Here is a 24,001-nt window from a genome sequence, read left to right on the forward strand (position 1 = left end):
AGCCTTACCAATCTGACCGGGTGTCAGGAAGCGCTCGTGGCGGTGCTCGGGCGGCGTGAGGTGAGTCACAGGCGGGCGCGGCGGGAACGCCGCAGGGCCGCCCCGTCGGTGAGACGGTGCGGCCCTGGAGGTCGTGCGGTGCGGCGGGGGTGTCAGTCGGCGCCGAAGTCGAACGACGCGCTCTCGACGGCGCTCTCGTCCTTGTCGTCGCCGCGCGAGCTGCTCGTGATCTTCTCGACGCCGCCCGGGGGAGGGTGCCGAGCAGCGTGCCGTGCTCGACGAGCACCTGGCCCTGGTCCAGCGGCTGCGTGGCGTAGAGCTCGAGCTTGCCGCGCGAGTCGGCGATGTCGAGGTTGCGCATCGTCAGCTGGCCGATGCGGTCGGTCGGGCCGAACGCGGCGTTCTCCGTGCGCTCCATCGACAGCTTGTCGGGGTGGTAGGAGAAGTGGTCGCCGCGCGTGTCGAGGATCGTGTAGTCCTCGCCGCGACGCAGCCGCAGCGTGACCTGGCCCGTGACGAGCGAGGAGATCCAGCGCAGGATCGACTCGCGCGTCATGAGCGCCTGCGGGTCGAGCCAGCGGCCCTCGTACAGGAGGCGCCCGAGGCGGCGGCCCTCGTTGTGGTAGTTCGCGACGGTGTCCTCGTTGTGGACGGCGTTGACGAGACGCTCGTAGGCGATCCACAGCAGGGCCATGCCCGGTGCCTCGTAGATGCCGCGCGACTTGGCCTCGATGATGCGGTTCTCGATCTGGTCGGACATGCCGAGGCCGTGCCGGCCGCCGATGGTGTTGGCCTCGTGGACGAGCGCGACGGCATCGGAGCCGAAGCTGTTGCCGTTGATCGCGACGGGGCGACCGCGCTCGAACGCGATGGTGACGTCCTCGGACTCGATCGCCACGCTCGGGTCCCAGAACTTCACGCCCATGATCGGCTCGACGGTCTCGAGCGAGACGTCCAGGTGCTCGAGCGTCTTGGCCTCGTGCGTCGCGCCCCAGATGTTCGCGTCGGTGGAGTAGGCCTTCTCCTTGCTGTCCCGGTAGGGCAGGTCGCGCTCGGAGAGCCACTGGCTCATCTCGGCGCGGCCGCCCAGCTCGGTGACGAACGCGGCGTCGAGCCAGGGCTTGTAGATGCGCAGGTCGGGGTTGGCGAGCAGCCCGTAGCGGTAGAACCGCTCGATGTCGTTGCCCTTGAAGGTCGAGCCGTCGCCCCAGATGTCGACGCCGTCCTCGTGCATCGCGCGCACCAGCAGGGTGCCGGTGACGGCGCGGCCGATCGCCGTCGTGTTGAAGTACGAGCGGCCGCCGCTGCGGATGTGGAAGGCGCCGCACTGGATGGCGGCGAGGCCTTCCTCGACGAGCTGGGGCTTGCAGTCGATCGCGCGCGCGATCTCGGCCCCGTAGGCCTTCGCGCGGTCAGGGACGCCGGAGATGTCGGGCTCGTCGTACTGACCGATGTCAGCGGTGTACGTGCAGGGGACGGCACCCTTCTCGCGCATCCAGGCGACGGCGACGGAGGTGTCGAGGCCGCCGGAGAAAGCGATGCCGACGCGCTCGCCGGCGGGCAGGGAGGTGAGGACCTTGGACATGACGACGAGTGTATACGGTCGAGTGCATACTCATGCACCACGGCTCGCGGGCGCGCCGCGCGGTCGAGTGGCGGTGCAGGTCAGCGGCGGCGCGTCCCGAAGATCGAGCGGGTGATCTCACGGCCGAGCTGCGTGCCGGCCGACTTGAGGAAGTTGTCGAGCGGGGAGGCGGAGGAGCGGGACGACGTCGAGCGAGTCGTCCGCGTCCGGCTCGCGTCGGTCCTCGCCTGTCGCTCGAGGTCCCTGCGCATCTGCTCGAGCTCCTTGGCCCGCGCCTTGGCCTCCTTCTCCGCCGCGGCGGCGCGGACCTGCGCCTCCTTCTCGGCGGCGATGCGCTCCTGCTCGGCGGCCTCCGCCTGCTCCTGCAGCGCGACCCGCCGCTGCAGGATCTCGTAGGCCGAGGTGTTGTCGACGGCGACGGCGTAGCGCGGGCCGAGCTCCGACGTCGCGATCGACTGCGCGATCGTCGCGTCCGGGGCGACGTCCATGGCTGAGCGCGGGGCCCGGATCCGGGTCCACGCCACCGGCGTCGGGGCGCCCTTCTCCGACATCACCGTGACGACCGCCTCGCCCGTGCCCAGTGAGGTCAGCAGCTTCTCGAGGTCGTAGGAGGAGGTGGGATACGTGCGGACGGCGGCGCGCAGCGAGGCCGCGTCCTGCGGCGTGAAGGCGCGCAGCGCGTGCTGCACCCGGTTGCCGAGCTGGGCCAGCACGTCGGCGGGCACGTCCTTGGGCGTCTGCGTGACGAACACGATGCCGACGCCCTTGGAACGGATGAGGCGGACCGTCTGGGTGACCTGCGTGAGGAAGTCCTTGGACGCGTCGGTGAAAAGCAGGTGCGCCTCGTCGAAGAAGAACACCAGGCGCGGCTTGTCGAGGTCCCCGACCTCGGGCAGCTCCGAGAAGAGGTCGGCCAGCAGCCACATGAGGAAGGTCGAGAACAGTGCGGGACGGTCGGCGACGGCGGGGAGCTCGAGCGCGGAGATGACGCCGCGGCCGTCGGCGGCCGTGCGCAGCAGGTCGCTCGAGGCGAAGGCCGGCTCGCCGAAGAAGGCGTCGGCGCCCTGGGCCTGCAGCGCGACGATCTCGCGCAGGATCACGCCGGCCGTGGCGCCGGAGACGCCGCCGATGCCCTTGAGCTCGCTCTTGCCCTCGTCGGAGGTGAGGAAGGCGATCGTGGCCTGGAGGTCCTTGAGGTCGAGCAGCGCCAGGCCCTGGAGGTCGGCCCAGTGGAAGATCAGGCCGAGGCTCGACTCCTGCGTCTCGTTCAGGCCCAGCACCTTCGACAGCAGCAGCGGCCCGAAGTCGGTGACCGTCGTGCGGATGGGGGTGCCGTGCCCGAGCCCGCCGAGCGAGAACAGCTCGACCGGGTACGTGGTGGGCGACCAGTCCTGGCCCAGCGACGCCGTGCGGGCGAGCAGCTTCTCCGAGGACGTCCCCGGCGCGAGCAGCCCGGTGAGGTCGCCCTTGACGTCGGCGACGAAGGTCGGCACGCCGGCCTCGCTCAGGCCCTCGGCCATCGCCTGGAGGGTGCGGGTCTTGCCGGTGCCGGTCGCGCCGGCCACGAGGCCGTGCCGGTTGAGCATGCCGAGGGAGAAGGCGACCTGGGCCGCGGGCTCGGGCTCGCCGTCGACCAGCAGTGCGCCGAGCGGGAGGGAGCCGCCGGGGAAGGCGTAGGCGGCGGCGACGTCCGCGGGGTAGCCCGTGAGGGTGGAGGCCGGGGTGGGGGTGTCGGTGGGGGCCGGCTCGGGGGTAGCCGTCACGGCTTGCTCCGGGACGGGAGCCTCGGCGGCAGGGGCCTCGGGCCGGGCGGAGGCCGCAGCCTCCGCCGCCTCGAGGGCGGCACGGGCGGCGACGGCCCGCGCGGCCGCCGCATCGGCGTCGGCCTGGGCGGCCTCGGCTCGCAGGCGGGCCAGCTCGGCATCGGGGGCGACGGGCTCAGTCACGGTGGTGTCCTTTCACGACTGGTCGTGAGCCTAGGCCAGCCCACCCTCCGGACTGTCCCCAACCGCTGGACGTGTCGCCCAGATGCACGAGGTGCTCGAGGGCCCTGTGACGCCAGTCCCTCGGCTCCTACCGTCACGGCATGGCAGCACCGCAGGGAACCCGGCGTCGTCGAGGTGACGAGCGCGCCCGGGTGATGGCGCTGACCCGGGCGGCGTACACGGTCGCGGAGGGTGGCCTGCCGGGCACCGGGGAGGACGAGGAGGAGCCGATCGAGAGCGAGAGGCGGACCGCGGGGAGGCCAGCGCCGGCTCGGCACGGCACCTCACGGGCGATGCCGCCGGCGTCCCGTCGTCGGGCGCGCCGGCTCTCGCCGCGGGCGGCGCTGGCGGCCGCTGTCGCGCTGGCGCTCGCGACGGCGTTCCTCGTGGTGCGCGCGGCCGTCACCACCTCGTCGGTGGTCGAGGTGCCGCCCGTGGCGCCCAGCGCGGCCGAGCCCGTCGTGGAGGTTCCGGCGGATGACGGCGGTGATCCCTCCGAGGAAGGTGCCGGGGCGCCCCCGGACGCCTCCGACCCCACCGCCGTCCCGACGGACACGGCGGCACCGGGCGGCGCCCCGGCTCCCGCGACGACCGTCGTCGTCCACGTCTCGGGCCACGTTCTCGCCCCCGGGGTGGTCACGCTCGCGGCCGGGGCCCGGGTCCACGAGGCGGTCGCGGCCACGGGCGGCGCCGACGGCGAGGCCGATCTCGACGCGCTCAACCTCGCCCGGGTGCTGGTGGACGGCGAGCAGGTGCACGTGCCGGCGGTGGGGGAGTCGGCACCCCCGGTGGTCGACGCGGGTGGGTCGGGCGTGACGCCGGGGTCCCCGACGACGCCCGGCTCGGTCGCGGGACCCACCGGTCGCGTGAACCTCAACACCGCCACGCTCGCCGAGCTCGACGCGCTCCCGGGAATCGGGCCGGCGATCGCGCAGCGCGTGATCGACTGGCGCGAGGCCAACGACGGCTTTCGCGACGTCGCGGAGCTCGACGAGGTCTCCGGCATCGGACCGAGCCTCATGGGCTCGCTCCGGGACCTGGTGACCGTGTGAGCGTGAACCGACGCCGCGACCGCCGCCTGGTCGTCCCGGCCCTCGCGGCCTGGGGGCGGCCGCGCTCGCCGTCGGGCTCGACGGCGCGGGACGGGCGGCGCTGGCCGCCGCCGGTGGGGTCGTGGCCGTTCTCGCGCTCTGGCGCGGGTCCCGCCGCCCGCGGCCACGCCATCGCGGTCGGTGGCAGACCGGCACGGCCCCGCTCGCGCTCGGGGGTCTGCTCATCGCGCTCGTCGTCGGGGGGACCGTCGCGCAGGACGCGCTGCGCACCCGGGGGACGGCCGATGCGCTCGCGTGGGCCGGGAGCAGCGACGTGCTGCTGCGGACGGCGGAGCCGCCCGTCCCCGTCGCCGGTCCGGCGCCCGACGGCGCCGCGCGGTTCCGCCTCGAGGCCACGCTGCTGCGCGTCGAGGTGCGGGGCGAGCGCTTCGGTGCTCGCGCCCCCGTGCTTGTCGTCGCTCCGGCCTCGTGGTCGTCGATCCCTCCCGGATCGCTCGTCCGGTCCTCGGCGGTGCTCCGCCGGCTCGAGCCCGGTGACCGGTCGGTCGCCCTCGTCCTGGCGCAGGAGCCCGAGATCCTCGCGCCGCCACCCGCCTGGCGCACGGTCGGGCACGACATCCGGACCGCGCTGCGGGAGGCGGTCACCGGGCTCCCGGGGCACGCCGCGCTGCTGCCTGGCATCGGGGTGGGCGACGACTCGCTCGTCCCCGAGCCGCTGACCGAGGCGATGCGGGCCTCGTCGCTGGGGCACCTGCTCGCCGTGTCCGGCGCCCACGTCGCCGTCGTGCTCGCGGGGGTGCTGGTCGCCACGGGTGGGTTGCGGCGCGGTGGCCGCGCCCTCGTGGCGGTCCTGGTGCTCGCCGGCCTCGTCGGCCTCGTGGGTCCGGACCCCAGCGTGGTGCGGGCCGCAGCGATGGGCGCGGTGGTGGTGCTCGCCGTCGTCCTCGGACGCCGGGCGAGTGCGCTGCCGGCGCTCGCCGCCGCCGTCACCGTCCTCGTGCTCGCCGATCCGTGGATCGCCCGCGAGGTCGGGTTCGCACTCTCGGTGTCGGCGACGGCGGGTCTCGTCCTCGGTGCCGGACCACTGACCGAGCTGCTCCGTCGCCGCCTGCCGGATCCGCTCGCCGTCGCGCTGGCCGTCCCGCTAGCCGCCCAGCTCGCGTGCCTCCCCGTCCTGGTGCTGGTCGATCCCGGGCTGGCCACGTACGGGGTGCTGGCGAACGCCCTCGTCGCGCCCGTCGTCCCGCCGGTGACCGTGCTCGCCCTGCTCGCCGCGCTGCTCGCCGTCTGCTGGCCCGCCGGCGCGCACGGCCTGCTGTGGGTCGCCCAGGCCGGGACGTGGTGGATCGAGCAGGTCGCCCACCGGTGCGCCGAGCTGCCGCTCGCCCGGCTGCCGTGGCCGCCCGGGGTCACGGGACTCGCGGCGCTCGCGGCCCTCGCGCTCGGCGTGACGGTGCTGGTGCGCACCGAGCGCGGCCGGGCACTGGTCGGACGGGTCGGCAGCCGCGGCGTCCCGACCGTGCTCGTCCTCGCCGGCACGGTCGCCGTCGCGGCCCTCGCGGCCGCCCTCGTCGCGCCGTGGCGGCCCGCGCTCGTCACCGTCGCCGCGCCGGTCGTCGAGGCCGCCTTCCCGCCGCCCGGGTGGCGCCTGCTGCAGTGCGACGTCGGTCAGGGTTCGGCGCTGCTGATCTCCACGGCACGGGAGGGTGGCGGGGAGCGCGCGGTGATGGTCGACGTCGGACCGGGCGGTGGTGGGGGAGAGGCCTGCCTCGACGATGCGGGAGTCCGCCACCTCGACCGGCTCGTGCTCACGCACGCGGACGCCGACCACGTCGGCGACCTGCCCGCCGTGCTCGCCACCGTGGACGTCGCCTCGGTGCTGGTGCCCGCGACCACCGATCCGCGGATGGCGGCGCTGGTGTCCGAGCTGCGCGGCGACGGCGTCACGGTCGAGGAGCGCGTGGTGGGGACCGCCGGCCCCGAGGGACCGCGCGCCCCGACTGACGCCGTCGGGCCCCTCACGCTCACGACGCTGTGGCCCACCGACCGGGCGGTGGCGATCGGTGGGGACGTCGATCCCAATGAGCTGAGCCTCACCCTCTGGGTCACGGCGCCCGGGCTGACCGTCCTGGTGCACGGCGACCTCGGCGCGCCCGCCCAGCAGGCGATGGCGCGGACCTGGCCGGGCCTGCTCGCCGTCGCACCGGACGTGGTGGTCGTCGCCCACCACGGATCGCCCGACCAGGACGGTGAGCTCCTCGCGGCGGCGGCCGGCCGCCTGGCGATCGTCAGCGTCGGGGCGGGCAACGACTACGGCCACCCCGCACCGGACACGATCGAGGCGCTGACCGGCGCCGGGGCGTTGGTCGTGCGGACCGACCGGTGCGGTCCGATCGCGGTGCTCGTCGGCGTCGGCGCGGCGGGGGGCGACGGCGGAGCGCTGCACGTCGCCGGGTGCCCGCCGTGATCCGGTGGCGGGGTGTGCGGACGTGGCAGGCTTGCCCCGTGCCTCCCGCCCGTCGCTCCTCCGCCCGCTCCGCCCCGACCGCCGGCGCCAGCTGGGACGAGGTCGAGCTGGCCTCGATCGTGCTGGTGCGCGGGACCGAGGGGCTGCTCGGGGACCGGGCCGTGTCGCGGCTGGCTCGCCTTGCTCGCGAGGCCGCCGCGGCCGACGGGAACGCCGAGCTCGAGGTGACCACGATCGAGGCGGCGCAGTACGAGGGTGGGCGGCTCGCCGTCATCACGTCCCCGTCGCTGTTCGCCGAGCCGCGGCACGTGGAGATCCTCGGGTTCGAGTCGATGACCGACGCCTGCGCGACCGACGTGCTCGCCTACCTCGCCGACCCCGCGCCCGAGGTCACCGTCGTGCTGCGGCACGGCGGGGGCGTGCGGGGCAAGAAGGTGCTGGACGCGCTGGTCGCGGCCAAGGTCGGCCTCGTGGCGTGCGATCCGGTGCCCGACAGGGACAAGCCCACGTTCGTCGGGGCCGAGTTCCGTCGGGCGAACCGTCGGATCTCGAGCGACGGCGTGGCGGCGCTGGTCGACGCCGTCGGCTCCGATCTGCGCGAGCTCGCGGCGGCGGCCCAGCAGCTCATCAGCGACACCACGGGCACCGTCACGGCGGAGGAGGTCGACCGCTACTACGGCGGCCGAGTGGAGGCGACAGGGTTCAAGGTGGCCGACGCCGCCGTGGCCGGCGACGTCGCCGGGGCGCTCGTGCTCGTTCGGCACGCGATGGCCAGCGGTACGCCGCCGGTCCCGCTGGTCGCCGCGCTCGCGCTCAAGCTGCGCACGATGGCCAAGGTGGCCGCGTCCCGCGGTCGCGACCACGGAGCCGACGCGCTCAAGGGGCTCGCGCCGTGGCAGGTGGATCGCGCCAGGCGGGACCTCCAGGGCTGGTCGCCGGAGGGCCTGGCCGCGGCGATCCTCGCGACGGCGGCTGCCGACGCCGAGGTGAAGGGCGAGTCGCGCTCGCCCGAGTTCGCCGTCGAGCGCGCGGTGCGCCGAATCGCCGCCGCGCGCGGCTGAGATCACCCCCGAGAGGGGCTGAAAGTACCCCCTCGAGGGCGGGAAGTACCCCCTTGAGGGGCGGGAAGTACCCCCTTGAGGGGCGGGAAGTACCCCCTTGAGGGGCGGGAAGTACCCCCTTGAGGGGCGGGAAGTACCCCCTTGAGGGGCGGGAAGTACCCCCTTGAGGGGCGGGAAGTACCCCCTTGAGGGGCGGGAAGTACCCCCTTGAGGGGCGGGAAGTACCCCCTTGAGGGGCTGAAAGTACCCCCGCGTAGGGCGGGAAGTACCCCCTCAACGCGAACGGCGCCGTTCCCCGGGGGGAACGGCGCCGTGGCTCACGCCCGCGTCGTGCGCGGGGAGCCTCGCTCAGAGAGCGGCGACCTGCTTGGCCAGACCCGACTTGCGGTTGGCGGCCTGGTTCTTGTGCAGGACACCCTTCGAGACGGCCTTGTCGAGCTTGCGCGACGCGATGCTGAGGGCCGCGGCAGCGGCCTCCTTGTCGCCGGAGACGACGGCCTCGCGCGTCTTGCGCACGTAGGTCTTCAGCTCCGACTTGACGGCCTTGTTGCGCAGGCGCGCCTTCTCGTTGGTGAGGATGCGCTTCTTCTGGGACTTGATGTTTGCCACGTTGAACTTCCTGGTGCTTGGAGTGATGGGTCGGCGAGGGTTCTTCCCGTCGGCCTGAGACTGGGCGTGGGGCACCCGTGGCGGTCAACGGAACGAGCCGGCCGACCCGTGCGGGCGCCAGGCTCGACCTGCAATGTTACCACCGGTCGACGGCGCGGCCCGCAGGACCGCCGGCGCCGCTGGACCGGCGACCCCGCCCGCCGTCACCAGCCGTGCTGGCGCCGGACCGCGGCGACGACGTCGTCGTAGCGCGCCCGCGCGAGGGTGGCGCCCTCGCGGCGCACCGCGGCGCGGCCCACGATCAGGAGACGGTCGGCGCGTGCCTCGCTCTCCCGTCCCCGCGAGTCCCAGGACCCCGAGCCGATGTCGACCCAGGTGCGACCGCGGGCGGTCTCGCGTGCGGCGTCGCGCGAGTGGTCCTTGGAGGTGAGCTGGACGCCGACGAGGTCCTTGCCCCGGGTGCCGACGATGAGCACGGGGCGGTCCTTGCCCTGGGACGCGTCCTCCTCGTAGGGCACCCAGCCCCACACGATCTCGCCGGGGTCGGCGTCGCCGTCGGGATCCGGGTGGTAGGCGAAGGTGGGCGCACCCCAGCGGTGGGTGTCGTACTCGGCGATCCCCGCCGTCGCCGTGGCGGGGTCGGCCGGTCGGGACCCGCCCGCCGGGCGGGTGCCGGACGACGGGCGCGCCCCGGTGAGGGTGGCCGTCGACCGCCCGCGCTCGGGGGCCGTGCGGGAGCCCCCACGACGCGGTGCGAGCAGCTGCAGCAGGGCGCGGGCGACGTTCTCGATCTTCACGGGCACACTCTCGCACGCACCGCCGTCGGCCCGACGGCGCGGGGCGCGTCGTTTTACGCATCCGTTACTCGGGGCCACTAGGTTCGGGGAATGGCCGACCTGTTCGAGGGGTATCCCACTGGCAACGCCTGGGACGAGATGACGGGACTCGTCAGCAGCGACACGGAGGAGGCGACCTCCGCCGACGTCTGGCGCGCGCAGTACGCCCAGCTGCGGGGCACGATGGCGCGCCTGAGTCCGCAGGAGATCCGGGCCCGCGGCGACGCGCTCGCCCGGTCCTACCTCGCGCAGGGCGTCACCTTCGACATCGGCGGCGAGGAGCGACCCTTCCCGCTCGACCCGGTCCCGCGCGTGCTCGACTCGGACGAGTGGAACACCCTCGCCCCGGGCGTCGCGCAGCGCGTCAAGGCGCTGGAGAAGCTCCTCGACGACATCTACGGCCGGCAGAAGGTCGTCACCGACGGCGTCATCCCGCGGGCCCTGATCACCTCCTCGGCGCACTTCCACCGGCAGGCCCGCGGCATCGTCGCCGCGAACGGCGTCCGGGTGCAGGTCGCCGGGATCGACGTCATCCGCGACAGCGAGGGCGGCTGGCGCGTGCTGGAGGACAACGTCCGCGTCCCGAGCGGTGTCAGCTACGTGCTGTCCAACCGCCGCGCGATGGCGCAGACCTTCCCCGAGCTGTTCAGCTCGATGCGCGTGATGCCGGTGGCGGACTACCCCCGTCGGCTGCTCTCCGCGCTGACGGCGGCCGCTCCCACGGGCGTGGACGACCCCGTCGTCGTCGTGCTCACGCCCGGCGTCTACAACTCCGCCTACTTCGAGCACTCGCTGCTGGCGCGTCTCATGGGCGTCGAGCTCGTCGAGGGACGCGACCTCTTCTGCAGCGGCGGGCGCGTCTACATGCGCACGACCGAGGGGCGACGCCGGGTCGACGTCATCTACCGCCGCGTCGACGACGAGTTCATCGACCCGGTCGCCTTCCGGCAGGACTCGCTGCTCGGCTGCCCCGGCCTGCTGAGCGTGGCGCGACTCGGGAACGTGGCGATCGCCAACGCCGTCGGCAACGGCGTCGCCGACGACAAGCTGATGTACACCTACGTCCCCGACCTCATCCGGTACTACCTCGGCGAGGAGCCGCTGATCTCCAACGTCGACACGTGGCGCCTGGAGGAGCCCGACGCGCTGTCGGAGGTGCTCGACCGGCTCGACGAGCTCGTCGTGAAGCCGGTGGACGGCTCGGGCGGCAAGGGCATCATCATCGGGCCGGTGGCCTCGAGGGCGGAGCTCGACGAGGCCCGCACGCGGCTGCGTCTGGACCCCCGCGGCTGGATCGCGCAGCCGGTCGTGCAGCTCTCCACGGTCCCGACGCTCGCCGGTGACCGACTCCGCCCGCGACACGTCGACCTGCGCCCGTTCGCCGTCAACGACGGCAACGACGTCTGGGTGCTGCCGGGCGGTCTCACCCGGGTGGCGCTGCAGGAGGGAGAGCTCATCGTGAACTCCTCCCAGGGCGGCGGCTCGAAGGACACGTGGGTGATGGGCCGGTCGCGATGGGTGGAGGACTTGGACGAGGCCGGTGACGTCGTGTCGGGGCCGTCGCTGCGCCAGGGTCCCGCCGTCGACACCCACCCCGACGCCGCGCGCCACGCGCAGGACCAGCAGCAGCAGCAGGCTGCGGCGGTCGCACCAGCCACCCCGGTCGCGCCCCCGGTCGCGCCCACCACCGACGTCCCGGAGGCCCCGACGTGCTGAGCCGCATCGCCGAGTCCCTGTTCTGGGTGGGCCGGTACGTCGAGCGCGCCGACGACACCTCGCGCATCCTCGACACCCACCTGCAGCTCCTCCTCGAGGACCCCTGGGTCTCCGAGGACCTCGCATGCCGGTCGCTGCTGGCCGTCATGGGCGCGTCACCCCCACCCGTCGGGCCGGCCGTGACGCCCTCGCACGTGATGCAGACGCTGGCATACAACCGGCTCAACGCCCAGTCGATCGCCGGGGCGCTGGACGCGGCGCGCGAGAACGCCCGGCGGGCGCGCGAGACGATCTCGACCGAGCTGTGGGAGTGCCTCAACACCACGCGCAACGATCTCCCGAGCGCGATCGCCAACCGCACCACCCCCGAGTTCTTCGCCTGGGTGCGCGAGCGCGCCGCCGTCGCCGCCGGGATCACCGACTCGGCCACGAGCCGGGACCAGATCTGGACGTTCCTCGTGCTCGGGCGCTCGATCGAGCGGGCCGACATGACGGCGCGGCTGGTGGCCACGCGGGCCGTCGCGGGATCGAGCGGCCCGAGCTGGACGACGCTGCTGCGCTCGTGCGGCGCCTACGAGGCGTTCCTGCGGGCCTACCGCGGCAACGCGAGCGACGCCCTGGCGGCGGAGTTCCTGCTGCTGGACCCGCTCTTCCCGCGCTCCGTCGTGTACGCCCTGCGGCAGGCCGAGCAGTGCCTCGTCACGCTGGGCGAGGGCAACGACCGCGCGAGCAGCGAGAGCGCCGTCCGCATCCTCGGTCGGGTCCGTTCCGGCCTGGAGTTCCGCCCGGTGGGCCAGCTCCTGGAGAACCTTCCCGCCGAGATGGAGGAGGTGCAGCGGGGGTGCTCGTCGGCGAGCGACGCCGTCCGCGTGCGCTACTTCCCGACGGGCCTGCACGACGACTGGGTGGGAGAGCGACTGTGACACGGCTGCACATCGTCCACACGACGAGGTTCGTCTACGAGCGGCCCGCGGCCGCCTCCTACAACGAGGCGCGGATGCGCCCCTCGACGATCCCGGGCCAGATGGTGCTCAGCACGCGGCTGACGGCCTCGCCGAGCAGCTTCAGCCACGAGTACCGCGACTACTGGGGCACCCAGGTCGTCGGGTTCGAGGTGCTGCGCAAGCACTCCGAGCTCGTCGTCGTGTCCGAGTCGACGGTCGACCTCGCCCCGCGCCCCGACCCCGGCGCCACCGGCGTGGCCGACCAGGTCGAGTGGTCCATGCTCTCGGACCCGCCGATCGTCGACCGGCTGGCGGAGTACCTCGCTCCGACGCCCGCGACGGCGCCCTCGGACGACCTCGCGGCCCTCGCCCTGGCCCACGGTGGGGGACGCTCGCCCGCCGAGGCCGCGCTCGCCGTCTGCAACGCGGTCCGCGACGCCGTCGAGTACGTCCCGGGCGCCACGGGCGTCCACACGCGTGCCGTGGAGGCGTGGGAGCAGCGCAAGGGCGTCTGCCAGGACATCGCGCACCTCGCGATCGGCGCCCTGCGCAGCCTCGGCATCCCGGCGCGCTACGTCTCCGGCTACCTGCACCCGCTCGGCCACGAAGCCGTCGTGGGCGAGACGTTCGTGGGGGAGTCCCACGCCTGGGTCGAGTTCTGGTGCGGCGAGTGGTACCCGTACGACCCGACGAACCGGACCCACGTGAGCGACCACCACGTCGTCGTCGCCCGTGGGCGGGAGTACTACGACGTCACCCCGCTGCGCGGCGTGTTCGCCGGCGGTGGCCGGTCCCAGCAGTCGGTGGAGGTCGCGCTCACGCTGGAGGCGTGAGCGCGTAGGAGCTGTCGCGGCTGGAGACGGACGACCGGGCCCGTCGTCACGTGGACGACGAGCCCGGTCGGCGGGGATCAGCGGGCCGTGCGGATCAGCGCGCGGCGCCGGCGAGCGAGCCGGTGACCTGGCCGGCCGGGTCCCAGATGGCGCAGGAGACGAGTCGGTCGTTGCCGTCGTTCCAGCTGCCCTCGGTCGGCGTGATCGGGAAGACCTCGAGCGCGGAGGACTCGTAGGCGACGCCGACGAACTCCTCCCACACCGCGAGGCACTCCTCCTGGGCGCGGGTCTGGACGACGTCGTCGCCGGGGTACTCGTCCTCCGTGAACGTGTACTCCGCGTAGACCTCGTTGTCGTGCGCCTCGGCGCATGGAACCGTCGGGAGCTCGGTGATCTGGTCGGAGTCGACGTCGTTGAAGCAGTCGCCGACGGCGATCGAGAAGACGTCGGTGTCGCCACCGGTGACGATCTCGCCCGACTCGTCGCGGGTCTCGCCCTGGCCGCAGGCGGCGAGAAGGAGAGCGGTGGCCGCGACGGCGGTGACGGTGGTGAGCGTGCGAACCCTCATGGGCGAAGCCTCCTGAACCGGGGGTGCCGATCGGCCGACACGGGCGCACCGGACCGGGGTCACGAGCGACGCCCCCGAGATCGTCCACCCGTTCCTGCCGGGAGACTAGCGCCAGTGCTGGTCGACGCGCGCGGTGGTCCGGGAACGAGACGTGTTTATCGCCGGGACCGGGCTCGCGTTTCGGTCACCCTTCTGACCTCTCATGCCGATCAAGTTGTGATCGTGAAGAACGGGAAGCTTGCGGCCGTCGCAACCCCAGAAGAGGTTGCGTTCCGTCCGTGGGGTCGCACGGCAACTCGAATGTACGCGTGGGTGAGGTCCGATCCACGCCATCGATCGAAGCGATGAGGAGCGCTACGGTGCCTGCCTCGGTCGACCTCGAGCATCGCTGTCCACCCCAGGTGTGGTCGCAGCTCGAGGTGCCCGTTTGACGCGATCTCCTGTTGATCGGCGCAAAAGCCAGCTACCGGGAGGTGTCCCACTCCATTCTGAGGCGGCCGGTGTTGTTTCGGCCCTCTCGTGCCAATAATGCGCGACTGGCGTTTTGAATCCGGATGCTCGTTGAGGCTGCGTGCTGCGTCTCGTCATGTTACTTTCGCCTCGTCGGTTCGCGATAAAGGAGACACGATGGATTTCAACCAGGCAGCCACCAGCGCATCTGCGGCGATTGTGCGAAGCGCCGAAGCGATGAAGCAGGCCGAGGAGGCTGAGAAGTTGAGGGTTCTGGAAGTCGAGAAGCGTCGCCGCGAGCAGGCTATGCGCGACGCGGAGGCACTCCGGCGCACTCCCGGCACGAGCGGTAGCTGAGACCGGCTGACCAGATCGGCACGTTTGTCGATCGTTCTTGCGATGACTTTTATCTGTCGTGACGAGTAAGTTGAACGAGGCTACGACGTTCCGGCCGTCGCTGATTGCTCCAGATAGCCGTTTCGCGCCCATACGCGACGCCCGCCCGATGTGCTTTTGCAGACCGCCGTTCTAATGAAGGGGTAGTCATGATCATCCTCGACGAGGCGACAGCGCGTCGTGCGCTCGAAAGAGTTGGAACGCTCCAGCGAGAAATTACGGAGCTCGGCGGTGATGCTCGTACAGGAGCAGACGAGATTGCCGACCTGCTTCAATCCGTGGTTCTCTTTCTGAAGAGTTCCGGCTCTTACAGCTCGAGCCTCAGGGAACACGTCGTGACGCCGATGTGGGAGTGGGCGATGTACACCATCGCTCCTCGAGCGCTGCGCGAGGATGACGCTGAGGCCCGATACCTGGTCGACAAGATTATCGCCCTGCGTTCCGAGCTGGAAGACGGAATCTTGCGAGAGTAAGGGTCCGGGTGGGAGAAGTTCGATTCCCAGGGAGACCTCGACCCCTACCCCCCCAGCCCAGCCGACCCGCACCTCATGTGGGAAGGGCCTCTTTGCCGTTTCCGAGTTCACTGAGTGATCGACTTACCTGCCTCCTCGACTGAAGGCGAGGAGGCATTCTTGGAGCAACTGCGGACTAGGTGCTTTGACGCAGCGCCGCAGGATCGACGCCCCGAACCTCTCTTGTAGTACTTGCTCTGATCGATACGTCGACCCGAGCGGTCCTGCTGCAGGAGCCGGCCGAGTGCTGCCGCGAAGTAGGGCCGGGGGTCCGTGTCGCAACCCCGCGGGCCGCGAGTCAGAAGAGGCGCGCGAGCCCGACGACGAGCAGCAGCCCGAACGACAGCCCGGTGCTGCTCAGGGTCGCGATGCTCAGCGCGGCGAGCCCGCCCACACCCACGCGGGGCACGACCGTCTGCTCGGCGCCGGCGACGATGATCTCGAGCTGCTGACCGTCCGGCGTCACCGTGCGCACGACGTTGTCGGGGTGCTCCCCGGTGAGCTCCATGCTGTGCAGTCGGCGCAGCACCTGCGTGCGCCGCACGCCCAGCCACACGACCGGGACGGCGAGCAGCACGGCCGCCACGCGCACGATCCAGGCGCCGGCACCGGTCAGTCCGATGGTCGCGGCGAACAGTCCCAGGATCGTGACGGCGCCGGCGATCAGCAGGTAGAGCGTCGGCTTCCCGAGGGCGCGCGAGCCCCCGCGCCCGATGGCGCCCCAGTCGATTCCCGCTGCCGGTCCCTGTTCGCTCACCCGTCCAGCGTCGCACGCGTCGCCAGGACCGACCAGCGCGGTTCGCTCACGGCGTGAGCGGCGTGGCGAGCAGCGCCGCGAGGTGCGCGACGGCGTCGGGCTCGTCCGCCGTCACGGTGACGGCCGGCGAGTCCGCGGCCAGCCGGCCCCACAGCAGCAGGGCGAGGTGCTCGGGCTGACCCTCGACCGTCAGGCGCGGCACCCCTGCGACGGGCGGGAGACCGCCGTCGAGCACGAGCGAGGCGCCGCCGGGCCGCCGGAGCGTGAGGTGGACCGCGGGCGGGCCGGTGCGCCCGAGCCGCACCTGGCGCGGGTGCATCACGCCGACGATCTCGTCGACGCAGTCCCACCAGTGCTCGTCGTCGACCTCGAGCTCGAGACCAGCGGCGGTGCGCAGGTCCCACAGGTGCACGAGGGTCTCGAGCTTCTGGCGACGGTGCCAGAACGCCACGGTGCCGCGCTGCTCGTCGTGCGGCACGCCGTCGTCGACGAGCGCCCAGGCCCGGGCGTCGGGGTCGAGCTCGAGCAGCGTCTCCCGCAGCTCCCGTGCGCAGCGCTCGTACAGCTCCGGCAGGTCGAAGGACCGCGGCCGAGCGGCACCTCGTGGGTGCGGCGCGCCTGGGCGGCGGCCCAGTGGTGCACCCGGGCGAGATGGACGACGAGCTGGCGCACCCGCCAGCGCCCGCACCAGGGCACCGGCGTGGTCGGGTCGACCACGGAGACGGAGTCGAGAAAGGCGTCCTGGAGGTCGGCGAGCACCTCGAGGTCACGGGACACGGGGGCGGGCATGGGACCATGGTGCCGTTCCCGCATCTCTATCCGGAGTACCTGTGCCTATTCCCTCGGCGTCGCTCGGCGCGAGCATCGCGCCCGCCGCGACCGCCCCGCACCTGCTGCGCAACTTCTGCATCATCGCCCACATCGACCACGGCAAGTCGACGCTCGCCGACCGCATGCTGCAGTCCACGGGCGTCGTGGACTCCCGGGCGATGCGCGCGCAGTACCTCGACCGGATGGACATCGAGCGCGAGCGCGGCATCACGATCAAGAGCCAGGCGGTCCGGATGCCGTGGCAGGTCGAGGAGACCGCCTACGCGCTCAACATGATCGACACGCCGGGCCACGTCGACTTCACCTACGAGGTCTCGCGCTCGCTCGCCGCGTGCGAGGGCGCCGTGCTGCTCGTGGACGCTGCCCAGGGCATCGAGGCCCAGACGCTGGCGAACCTGTACCTGGCGATGGAGAACGACCTCACGATCATCCCGGTCCTGAACAAGATCGACCTGCCCGCCGCCCAGCCGGAGAAGTACGCCGACGAACTCGCGCGCCTCATCGGCGGCGAGCCGGAGGACTGCCTGCGGGTGTCCGGCAAGACCGGTGAGGGCGTCGAAGCTCTCCTGGACCGCATCGTGCGCGACATCCCGGCACCGACGGGCGACGCCGACGCGCCCGCCCGGGCCATGATCTTCGACTCCGTCTACGACACCTACCGCGGCGTGGTCACCTACGTCCGCGTGGTCGACGGCCAGCTCCACCCGCGCGAGCGCATCGTGATGATGTCGACGAAGGCGACGCACGAGCTGCTGGAGATCGGCGTCTCGGCGCCCGAGCCGACCCCCACCAAGGGTCTCGGCGTGGGCGAGGTGGGCTACCTCATCACCGGGGTGAAGGACGTCCGCCAGTCCCGTGTGGGCGACACCGTCACCAACGCGCACAAGCCGGCCGCGGAGGATCTCGGCGGCTACGACTTCCCGAAGCCGATGGTGTTCTCGGGCCTGTACCCGATCGACGGCTCCGACTACCCGGTGCTGCGCGAGGCGCTCGACAAGCTCAAGCTCAACGACGCGGCGCTCAACTACGAGCCGGAGACGTCCGCCGCGCTCGGCTTCGGCTTCCGCTGCGGCTTCCTCGGGCTGCTGCACCTCGAGATCGTGCGCGAGCGCCTCGAGCGCGAGTTCAACCTCGACCTCATCTCCACCGCCCCGAACGTGATCTACGAGGTCACGATGGAGGACGGCAGCGAGCACGTGGTGACGAACCCGAGCGAGTACCCCGCCGGTAAGATCAAGGAGGTGCGCGAGCCCGTCGTGCGCTCCACGATCCTCACACCGAGCGAGTTCGTCGGCACGATCATGGAGCTGTGCCAGACCCGCCGCGGCGTACTTCTCGGGATGGACTACCTCTCCGAGGACCGCGTCGAGATGCGGTACACGCTCCCGATGGCCGAGATCGTCTTCGACTTCTTCGACGCTCTGAAGTCCCGCACGCGCGGCTACGCATCGCTCGACTACGAGCGCACGGGCGACCAGGCGGCCGACCTCGTCAAGGTCGACATCCTGCTGCAGGGCGAGAACGTCGACGCGTTCAGCTCCATCCAGCACAAGGACAAGGCCTACGCCTACGGCGTGATGATGGCCGGGAAGCTGCGCGAGCTCATCCCGCGCCAGCAGTTCGAGGTGCCGATCCAGGCCGCCGTCGGCAGCCGGATCATCGCCCGCGAGACCATCCGTGCGATCCGCAAGGACGTGCTCGCCAAGTGCTACGGCGGCGACATCTCCCGCAAGCGCAAGCTCCTGGAGAAGCAGAAGGAGGGCAAGAAGCGCATGAAGACCATCGGTCGGGTCGAGGTGCCGCAGGAGGCCTTCATCGCCGCGCTCTCCTCCGACGCCCCCACGGGCAAGGACGCCAAGGATGCCAAGAAGTAGCAGCAGCGTGACACCCGCCTCCAGGGCGACCTCGTGAGCCCGCAGCTGCCCGACGGCGAGGCCGCTCCGCGCGACGGCTCGCTCCCGCCCGCGGTTCTCGAGGGCGCCGCCGAGCGGGACTTCGGCGTCTACCTGCACGTGCCGTTCTGCACCGTGCGGTGCGGCTACTGCGACTTCAACACCTACACCGCCACGGAGCTGGGCGAGGGGGCGAGCCAGGCCACCTACGCCTCCTCCGCGCTGCAGGAGATCGCGCTGGCGGCGTCCGTCATGGAGCGCGCCGGGCTGCCGGCCCGCCCGGTCAGCACCGTGTTCGTCGGGGGCGGGACGCCCACGCTCCTGGAGGTGGTGGACCTCGCGGCGATGGTCGACGGCGTGCGGCAGGCCTGGGGCCTCGCCCCCGACGCCGAGATCACCACGGAGGCCAACCCCGACTCGGTGACGCCCGAGTCGCTCGCCGCCCTCGTGGAGGCGGGCTTCACCCGCGTCTCCTTCGGCGTGCAGTCCGTGGTGCCGCACGTGCTGGCCACGCTCGACCGCACGCACGACCCGCTCCGCGTGCCCGACGTCGTGGGCTGGGCCCGCGACGCCGGCCTCGCGGTCTCGCTCGACCTCATCTACGGGACCCCGGGGGAGTCGCTGGCGGACTGGCGCACCAGCCTCGAGGCCGCCGTCGCGCTGCAGCCCGACCACATCTCGGCCTACGCCCTCACGGTGGAGCCGGGCACCGCGCTGCACCGCCGCGTGCGCAGCGGCGAGCTGCCCGCCCCGACGGGTGACGACGAGGCGGCCAAGTACGAGCTCGCCGACGAGATCCTCGGCACCGAGCTCGACTGGTACGAGATCAGCAACTGGGCTCGGACCCCCGACGACCGCTGCCGGCACAACCTCGCCTACTGGCGCGGCGCCGACTGGTGGGGCATCGGCCCCGGTGCCCACAGCCACGTCGGCGGCGTGCGGTGGTGGAACGTCAAGCACCCGCGCGCGTACGCCAACCGGTTGGCGGCGGGGGAGTCCCCGGCGCACGGCCGGGAGATCCTCGACGACGACGCGCAGCGCCTGGAGCGCGTCATGCTCGGCACGCGGCTGGCCACGGGGTTCCCGACGGCGGGCCTGGACCGGGCCGCGGTGGCCTCGCTCATCGCCGAGGAGCTCGTGACGTTCCGTCCCGGAACGATCACGCTCACGCGGCGGGGCCGGCTGCTCGCCGACACCGTCGTGCACCGCCTGACCTGAGCGCGGCGGGGCCGACGACGCGCACACCGCCCGCGGCCTTCCGGGCCTGTCCACCGGCGCGCCCGGGGGCCGGGGTTCCTTGACACGCCCCACCGGGGGCGGTTCGCTTCCCCTTGCGGTCTTCATCCGCCACAGCTCGGCGCGCGCCGCCGCGCCGCCCCCGTGACACCGAGACCGAGAGAGGACCTCACCGATGACCGATCCGAACACGCCTGGTGGTTCTGACCGACCCGAGGAGACCACCCCCCAGACGCCCGGGCACACGCCGCCGGCGCCGCAGCCGCCCGGTGCCCCGGCCTGGGGCGCGCCGCCGCCCCCGCCGTCGTCCCCGCAGGTGCCCGGCTACGGAGCACCGCAGCAGCCGGCCGCCCCGACGCCCCCGCCGCCCTCGTACGACGGGCCGCCGGCCCCGCCGAGCGCCTACCCCTCGCCCGACCAGGGTGGCTTCCCGCCGCCGCAGCAGGGCGGCTTCCCGCCCCCGCCGCAGCAGGGTGGCTTCCCGCCGCCCCCGCAGGGTGGCTTCCCGCCCCCGCCGCAGGGTGGCTTCCCGACCCCGCCGGCCGCCTACGCCGGTGGCGGCTACGTCAGCCCGCCCGACGTCGGCCAGGCGTTCAGCTGGGGCTGGTCCAAGTTCAAGGACAACTGGGTCTCGCTCGTCGTCTCGCACCTGCTGTGGGGCATCGTCGTCGGCGCCGTCGGCGGGATCGGTATCGCGATCGCCACTGCCACCGGCGGGGCGAGCACGACGGCCAACACCGACACGGGCGTCGCCGTCGCGACGTCGCTGGGCCTGGGCGGCATCATCATCGTGTCGATCCTCACGGTGCTGATCTCGTTCATCGCGCTCATCGGTCTGACGAACGGTTACCTCACGATCGCCGACGGTCGACGCAGCAGCATCGGTGACTTCTTCAAGTTCCGGAACGTCGGCCAGGGTGTTCTGCTCAGCCTCCTCCTCGGCGTCGCCTCCGGCCTGCTCTCCTTCACGGGCATCGGTTCGCTCGTGGTCCAGTTCTTCGGGATCTACGCGATGTTCTTCGTCGTCGACCGCGGGCTGTCCGCGATCGACGCGATCAAGGCGAGCGTCGACCTGGCGATCAAGAACGCCGCCCAGACGGCGCTCCTGGTGCTGCTCACGATCCTGTGCGGCTTCGGCGCGCTGCTCTGCGGTGTCGGTCTCCTCGTGACGATCCCGCTGGCCTACCTCGCGGCCACGTATCTCTACCGCCGCCTCAGCGGGGCCTCCGTCGCGGCCTGAGCCACGACGGGCTCCACCGAGCCGCACGACGACCCCGGGCGCAGCGCGCCCGGGGTCGTCGTCGTCGGACCGGCTCGCGGACCCGATCCCCGGTGGCGCGGGCCGACCTGCCACGATGGCCGCATGAGCACCCCCCACGATCCCCAGGACCCCTCGGGCGTCCCCGGACCGCCCGCGTACGGGTCGTTCCCGCCCCCGCCCGGTCAGTACGGCCAGCCCGGTCAGCACGACCAGCCGAACCCGTACGGCCAGCAGCCCGGTGGCGCGCCGCTGCCGCCCCCGCCGGGCCAGCCCGGTCAGTACGGCGCGCCCGGACAATTCGGCCAGCCCGGCCAGTACGGCCAGCCCGGTCAGCAGGGCCCGTACGGCGCCCCCAGCGGCTACGGCCCGACCGACGCTCCCGGCCCGCACCCCTACGGCCCGGCCCCCGGGTTCGGACCTGGCGGCTACGGCCAGGGCGGCGTCGTCCCCGCCCCCGTCACGGCGGGTGCGGCCACGAGCTTCGCGTTCTCGCGCTTCGGTCGGAACGCCGGCGTCCTCATCGGCATCACGGTGGTCGTCGGGGTGGTCGGGTCGCTGGTGCAGCTGCTGGCGAGCCTCGGGCTCGCGGCGGCAGGCCTCACCACGGAGACCGTCGTCACGGGCGACTCCTTCAGCTTCAGCACCGAGAACCTCTCCTACCTCGGGCAGATCATCGCCTCGCTCGTCACGGGCTTCGTCGGCGGGGTCGGGTCGCTGATCCTCGCGACGGGCGCGCTGCGCATCGTGCGGACGGGCCGAGCCTCGTTCGGGGACTTCTTCGCGTTGCCACCGACGTGGGCGATCTTCGCCGCCCTGTGGGCCGTGCTCAGCGCGTTCACCGCGCTCGGACCGGTGACGTGGGCGGTGCTCGTGCTCGCCCTCGTCTCGATCGTCGTGGCGATCGCGATCGTGTACGCGCCCTACTTCCTGGTGGACGCCCCGCGGCCGCCGCTGGCGGCGTTCTCGTCGTCCCTGTCGATGGTGGGGGCCAACCTCGGCCAGACCGTCCTGATGGCGCTCATCGCGGTGGGTCTGTTCATCGCGGGTGCCGTCGCCTGCCTGGTCGGGCTGCTGGTCGCGGCCCCGGTCGTCACCGTCGCGTTCGTCGCCCTGTACTGCGGGCTCCGCCGGGAGACCGTCGCCGCCTGAGCCGTGCCCCGTCGCGACGGCGCCGTCCCCGCGGGGGCGGCGCCGTCGTCGTCCGCGGGTACGGCTGGTCGCGTGCTCGGCCGCCGCCCCGGACGGCCCACCGCTCCTGTCGCGGCCTCGGCGGGGCTCTGCCAGGATCGGACGATGAGCGCACCCGAGCCCGTCCTCCCGCCTCCGGAGGCACCCCACGCGCTCGGTGCGTCCCGGAGGCCCCCGGTCCCCGGTCCGCCCGTCGCGGCGGTGCTGACGGGCAGCCGACGCCCGGCCCCGGCGACGGCGCTGGGCGCCGTCGCCGTCGGGTTCCGGCGCTACTCCGTGAGCACCGGGGCCGTTCTCGGGGCGGCGGTGGTCTGGTTGGCCGTGCTGGCCCTGACGGGTCTGTCGCTGTTCGCCGCGGCACGAGGCCTGGGGTTCGTCGACAGCGAGCTCGTCGCTCGCACGGGTCGGTCGATGTCGAGGGCGGTGCTGACGTTCGAGGGGCGGATCTTCACGGCCACGATCGGAGCGGTGCCGGCCACGCTCGCGCTGATCGCCTGCTCGAGCGGAGGGCTGCGGCTCGTGCGGACCGGAGCGGTCAGGTTCGCCGACTTCTTCACGGTCCCGCGCGGGGTGCCGACGCTCGCCTTCATCGGCCTCGGCGCCGCGGTCGCACTCGTCGGGGCGTTGACGTTCGGCGGTGGGGCGGCGGCCGGCCTGGTCTTCATCTTCGCGGGCCCGGCCTTCGTGGACTCGCCGCGGAGCGCTCTCGGCGCTTACCGGACCTCCGCGCTGCTCGTGGGGTCGAGGTTCTGGCAGACGCTGCTGCTCGCGGTGCTCGCGTCCGTGATCGCCGCCGGAGGCTTCCTCGTCTTCCTGGTGGGGGCGCTCTGGACGCTGCCCGCGGCCGGCCTCGCCGTCGTCGCCCTCTACTGCGGGCTGCGGCGCGAGATGATCACGGCGTGAGCCGAGCGTCTCAGCCCTCGGGGAGCGTGACGAAGTCGACGAGCTCCTCGACCCGACCGAGCAGCTCGGGGGAGAGGTCCTTGTAGTCGCGGACGCGGCCGAGGATCTTCGCCCAGCCCGTCGCGACGTCGGCCTGGGACGCGTGCGGGAGGCCGAGCGCCGCGAGCGTCCCGGTCTTGATGTCGGTGCCGCGAGGCACGTGCGGCCACGCCGTCAGCCCCACCCGCTGCGGCCGGACCGCCTGCCACACGTCGATGTAGGGGTGACCGAGGATGAGCACGTGCTCCGCCCGGCGACCGAGGCGTCGCAGCGTGTCGTCCGCGAGCCGTCGCTCCTTCGAGCCGGCCACCAGGTGGTCCAGCAACACGCCCGCCCGTCGGGTCGGGCCGGGCTCGAACGCCGCCAGCACCTCGGCGAGGTGGTCGGCGCCGTCGAGGAGCTCCACGACGATCCCCTCCAGCCGCAGGTCGTCGCCCCAGACCTTCTCCACGAGCTGCGCGTCGTGCTTGCCCTCGACCCAGATGCGTGAGGCGCGCGCCACGCGCGCCCGGGCACCGGCGACGGCGCGGGAGCCGGACGCCGTCCGCGCCACCGCGGCGGGGGCGGCGGCCACCGCCGGCCGCACGAGCCGGACCGGTTCGCCGTCGACCCAGAAGCCGGGGCCGAGCGGGAACGAGCGGCGGGCGCCCCTGCGGTCCTCGAGGACGACGACGTCCCCGCCGTTCGTCCGCTCCACCCGGAGCACGGCGCCGACGTACGAGGTCGTGACGTCCTCCACGACGAGGCCGACGACGGCGGGCTCGTCGCGGGTCACCCTGCGGGAGCCGGTGCGCACGCGGGGGTCGGTGGACAGGACGTCGGGACCGTAGGGGTCGAAGCTGGGCACCTCGCCACGGTAGCCACGCCCGGGCCGGGTGAG

The 24,001-nt window shown here is 72.9% G+C and carries 21 protein-coding genes and 1 pseudogene; 13 read left to right on the forward strand and 9 right to left on the reverse strand.

The genetic code is table 11. From position 1 onward, the window contains the following. Window positions 1-4: 4 nt before the first annotated feature. Together argG and C8046_RS00740 are read right to left on the reverse strand one after the other, a co-directional pair. Window positions 5-1,585, reverse strand: a complete 1,581-nt coding sequence (gene argG / locus C8046_RS00735; protein ID WP_419183530.1) for an argininosuccinate synthase — start codon at window positions 1,583-1,585, stop codon at window positions 5-7. Window positions 1,586-1,665: 80 nt separating this feature from the next. After that, complete coding sequence (locus C8046_RS00740) at window positions 1,666-3,531, reverse strand: helicase HerA-like domain-containing protein (protein ID WP_109227846.1); 1,866 nt, start codon at window positions 3,529-3,531, stop codon at window positions 1,666-1,668. Window positions 3,532-3,671: 140 nt separating this feature from the next. Between C8046_RS00740 and C8046_RS00745 the strand changes: the two genes are divergently transcribed. From C8046_RS00745 to holA, 3 genes are all read left to right on the forward strand, one after another. After that, a complete protein-coding gene (locus C8046_RS00745) occupies window positions 3,672-4,622 on the forward strand; it encodes a ComEA family DNA-binding protein (protein ID WP_109227847.1) in 951 nt (316 codons plus the stop codon). 121 nt (window positions 4,623-4,743) lie between these two features. Continuing rightward, window positions 4,744-7,089: a ComEC/Rec2 family competence protein gene (locus C8046_RS00750; RefSeq protein ID WP_109227848.1), complete on the forward strand. Its 2,346-nt coding sequence runs from the start codon at window positions 4,744-4,746 to the stop codon at window positions 7,087-7,089. Between the two features lie 38 nt (window positions 7,090-7,127). Next, complete coding sequence (gene holA / locus C8046_RS00755) at window positions 7,128-8,150, forward strand: DNA polymerase III subunit delta (protein ID WP_109227849.1); 1,023 nt, start codon at window positions 7,128-7,130, stop codon at window positions 8,148-8,150. Window positions 8,151-8,498: 348 nt separating this feature from the next. Here the strand turns inward: holA and rpsT are convergent, their stop codons facing one another. Together rpsT and C8046_RS00765 are read right to left on the reverse strand one after the other, a co-directional pair. After that, window positions 8,499-8,759 (reverse strand): 30S ribosomal protein S20, encoded by a 261-nt coding sequence (rpsT, locus tag C8046_RS00760; protein ID WP_109227850.1) that lies wholly within the window; start codon window positions 8,757-8,759, stop codon window positions 8,499-8,501. Between the two features lie 203 nt (window positions 8,760-8,962). Continuing rightward, the gene (locus C8046_RS00765) at window positions 8,963-9,556 is read right to left on the reverse strand and encodes a type II toxin-antitoxin system PemK/MazF family toxin (protein ID WP_109230639.1); all 594 of its coding nucleotides are present in this window, start codon (window positions 9,554-9,556) and stop codon (window positions 8,963-8,965) included. Between the two features lie 90 nt (window positions 9,557-9,646). On the opposite strand from C8046_RS00765, the gene C8046_RS00770 reads away from it, so the two are divergent. Genes C8046_RS00770 through C8046_RS00780 form a run of 3 tightly spaced genes read left to right on the forward strand, consistent with a single transcriptional unit; the run spans window position 9,647 to window position 13,088 of the window. Continuing rightward, window positions 9,647-11,311, forward strand: coding sequence for a circularly permuted type 2 ATP-grasp protein (locus C8046_RS00770; protein WP_109227851.1), 1,665 nt, complete (start codon window positions 9,647-9,649; stop codon window positions 11,309-11,311). Next, window positions 11,305-12,234, forward strand: a complete 930-nt coding sequence (locus tag C8046_RS00775; protein WP_109227852.1) for an alpha-E domain-containing protein — start codon at window positions 11,305-11,307, stop codon at window positions 12,232-12,234. The genes C8046_RS00770 and C8046_RS00775 overlap by 7 nt, the downstream gene beginning before the upstream one ends. Then, entirely contained in the window at window positions 12,231-13,088 is an 858-nt protein-coding gene (locus C8046_RS00780) for a transglutaminase family protein (protein WP_109227853.1), read from the forward strand. The genes C8046_RS00775 and C8046_RS00780 overlap by 4 nt, the downstream gene beginning before the upstream one ends. A gap of 94 nt (window positions 13,089-13,182) precedes the next feature. Here C8046_RS00780 and C8046_RS00785 read toward each other — a convergent pair whose 3' ends face one another. Then, window positions 13,183-13,656 (reverse strand): septum formation family protein, encoded by a 474-nt coding sequence (locus C8046_RS00785; RefSeq protein ID WP_109227854.1) that lies wholly within the window; start codon window positions 13,654-13,656, stop codon window positions 13,183-13,185. Window positions 13,657-14,283: 627 nt separating this feature from the next. On the opposite strand from C8046_RS00785, the gene C8046_RS00790 reads away from it, so the two are divergent. Beyond that, window positions 14,284-14,463, forward strand: a complete 180-nt coding sequence (locus C8046_RS00790) for a hypothetical protein (protein ID WP_109227855.1) — start codon at window positions 14,284-14,286, stop codon at window positions 14,461-14,463. Window positions 14,464-14,651: 188 nt separating this feature from the next. Further along, window positions 14,652-14,975: a hypothetical protein gene (locus tag C8046_RS00795; protein WP_109227856.1), complete on the forward strand. Its 324-nt coding sequence runs from the start codon at window positions 14,652-14,654 to the stop codon at window positions 14,973-14,975. 337 nt (window positions 14,976-15,312) lie between these two features. Here the strand turns inward: C8046_RS00795 and C8046_RS00800 are convergent, their stop codons facing one another. The 3 genes and pseudogenes from C8046_RS00800 to C8046_RS20120 all read right to left on the reverse strand — a co-directional run. Next, entirely contained in the window at window positions 15,313-15,771 is a 459-nt protein-coding gene (locus C8046_RS00800) for a hypothetical protein (protein ID WP_109227857.1), read from the reverse strand. A gap of 46 nt (window positions 15,772-15,817) precedes the next feature. Beyond that, window positions 15,818-16,090, reverse strand: coding sequence for a hypothetical protein (locus C8046_RS20115; protein WP_419183567.1), 273 nt, complete (start codon window positions 16,088-16,090; stop codon window positions 15,818-15,820). 132 nt (window positions 16,091-16,222) lie between these two features. Then, window positions 16,223-16,584, reverse strand: a pseudogene (locus tag C8046_RS20120) (maleylpyruvate isomerase N-terminal domain-containing protein); the annotation flags it as partial. 17 nt (window positions 16,585-16,601) lie between these two features. Here C8046_RS20120 and lepA point away from each other — a divergent pair. From lepA to C8046_RS00830, 5 genes are all read left to right on the forward strand, one after another. Then, window positions 16,602-18,476: a translation elongation factor 4 gene (gene lepA / locus C8046_RS00810; RefSeq protein WP_109227858.1), complete on the forward strand. Its 1,875-nt coding sequence runs from the start codon at window positions 16,602-16,604 to the stop codon at window positions 18,474-18,476. Window positions 18,477-18,509: 33 nt separating this feature from the next. After that, window positions 18,510-19,712, forward strand: a complete 1,203-nt coding sequence (gene hemW / locus C8046_RS00815) for a radical SAM family heme chaperone HemW (RefSeq protein ID WP_109227859.1) — start codon at window positions 18,510-18,512, stop codon at window positions 19,710-19,712. 193 nt (window positions 19,713-19,905) lie between these two features. After that, window positions 19,906-20,970 carry a hypothetical protein gene (locus tag C8046_RS00820; protein WP_109227860.1) on the forward strand — a complete coding sequence of 355 codons (1,065 nt, stop codon included), beginning with the start codon at window positions 19,906-19,908 and terminating at the stop codon, window positions 20,968-20,970. A gap of 123 nt (window positions 20,971-21,093) precedes the next feature. Further along, window positions 21,094-22,140, forward strand: a complete 1,047-nt coding sequence (locus C8046_RS00825; RefSeq protein WP_109227861.1) for a hypothetical protein — start codon at window positions 21,094-21,096, stop codon at window positions 22,138-22,140. Window positions 22,141-22,284: 144 nt separating this feature from the next. Next, window positions 22,285-23,082, forward strand: coding sequence for a hypothetical protein (locus C8046_RS00830; RefSeq protein ID WP_109227862.1), 798 nt, complete (start codon window positions 22,285-22,287; stop codon window positions 23,080-23,082). Between the two features lie 10 nt (window positions 23,083-23,092). Here the strand turns inward: C8046_RS00830 and C8046_RS00835 are convergent, their stop codons facing one another. Then, window positions 23,093-23,968 carry a DUF3097 family protein gene (locus tag C8046_RS00835; RefSeq protein ID WP_109227863.1) on the reverse strand — a complete coding sequence of 292 codons (876 nt, stop codon included), beginning with the start codon at window positions 23,966-23,968 and terminating at the stop codon, window positions 23,093-23,095. Between the last annotated feature and the right edge of the window lie 33 nt (window positions 23,969-24,001).

It is taken from the genome of Serinibacter arcticus, assembly GCF_003121705.1.
Lineage (GTDB): Bacteria > Actinomycetota > Actinomycetes > Actinomycetales > Beutenbergiaceae > Litorihabitans.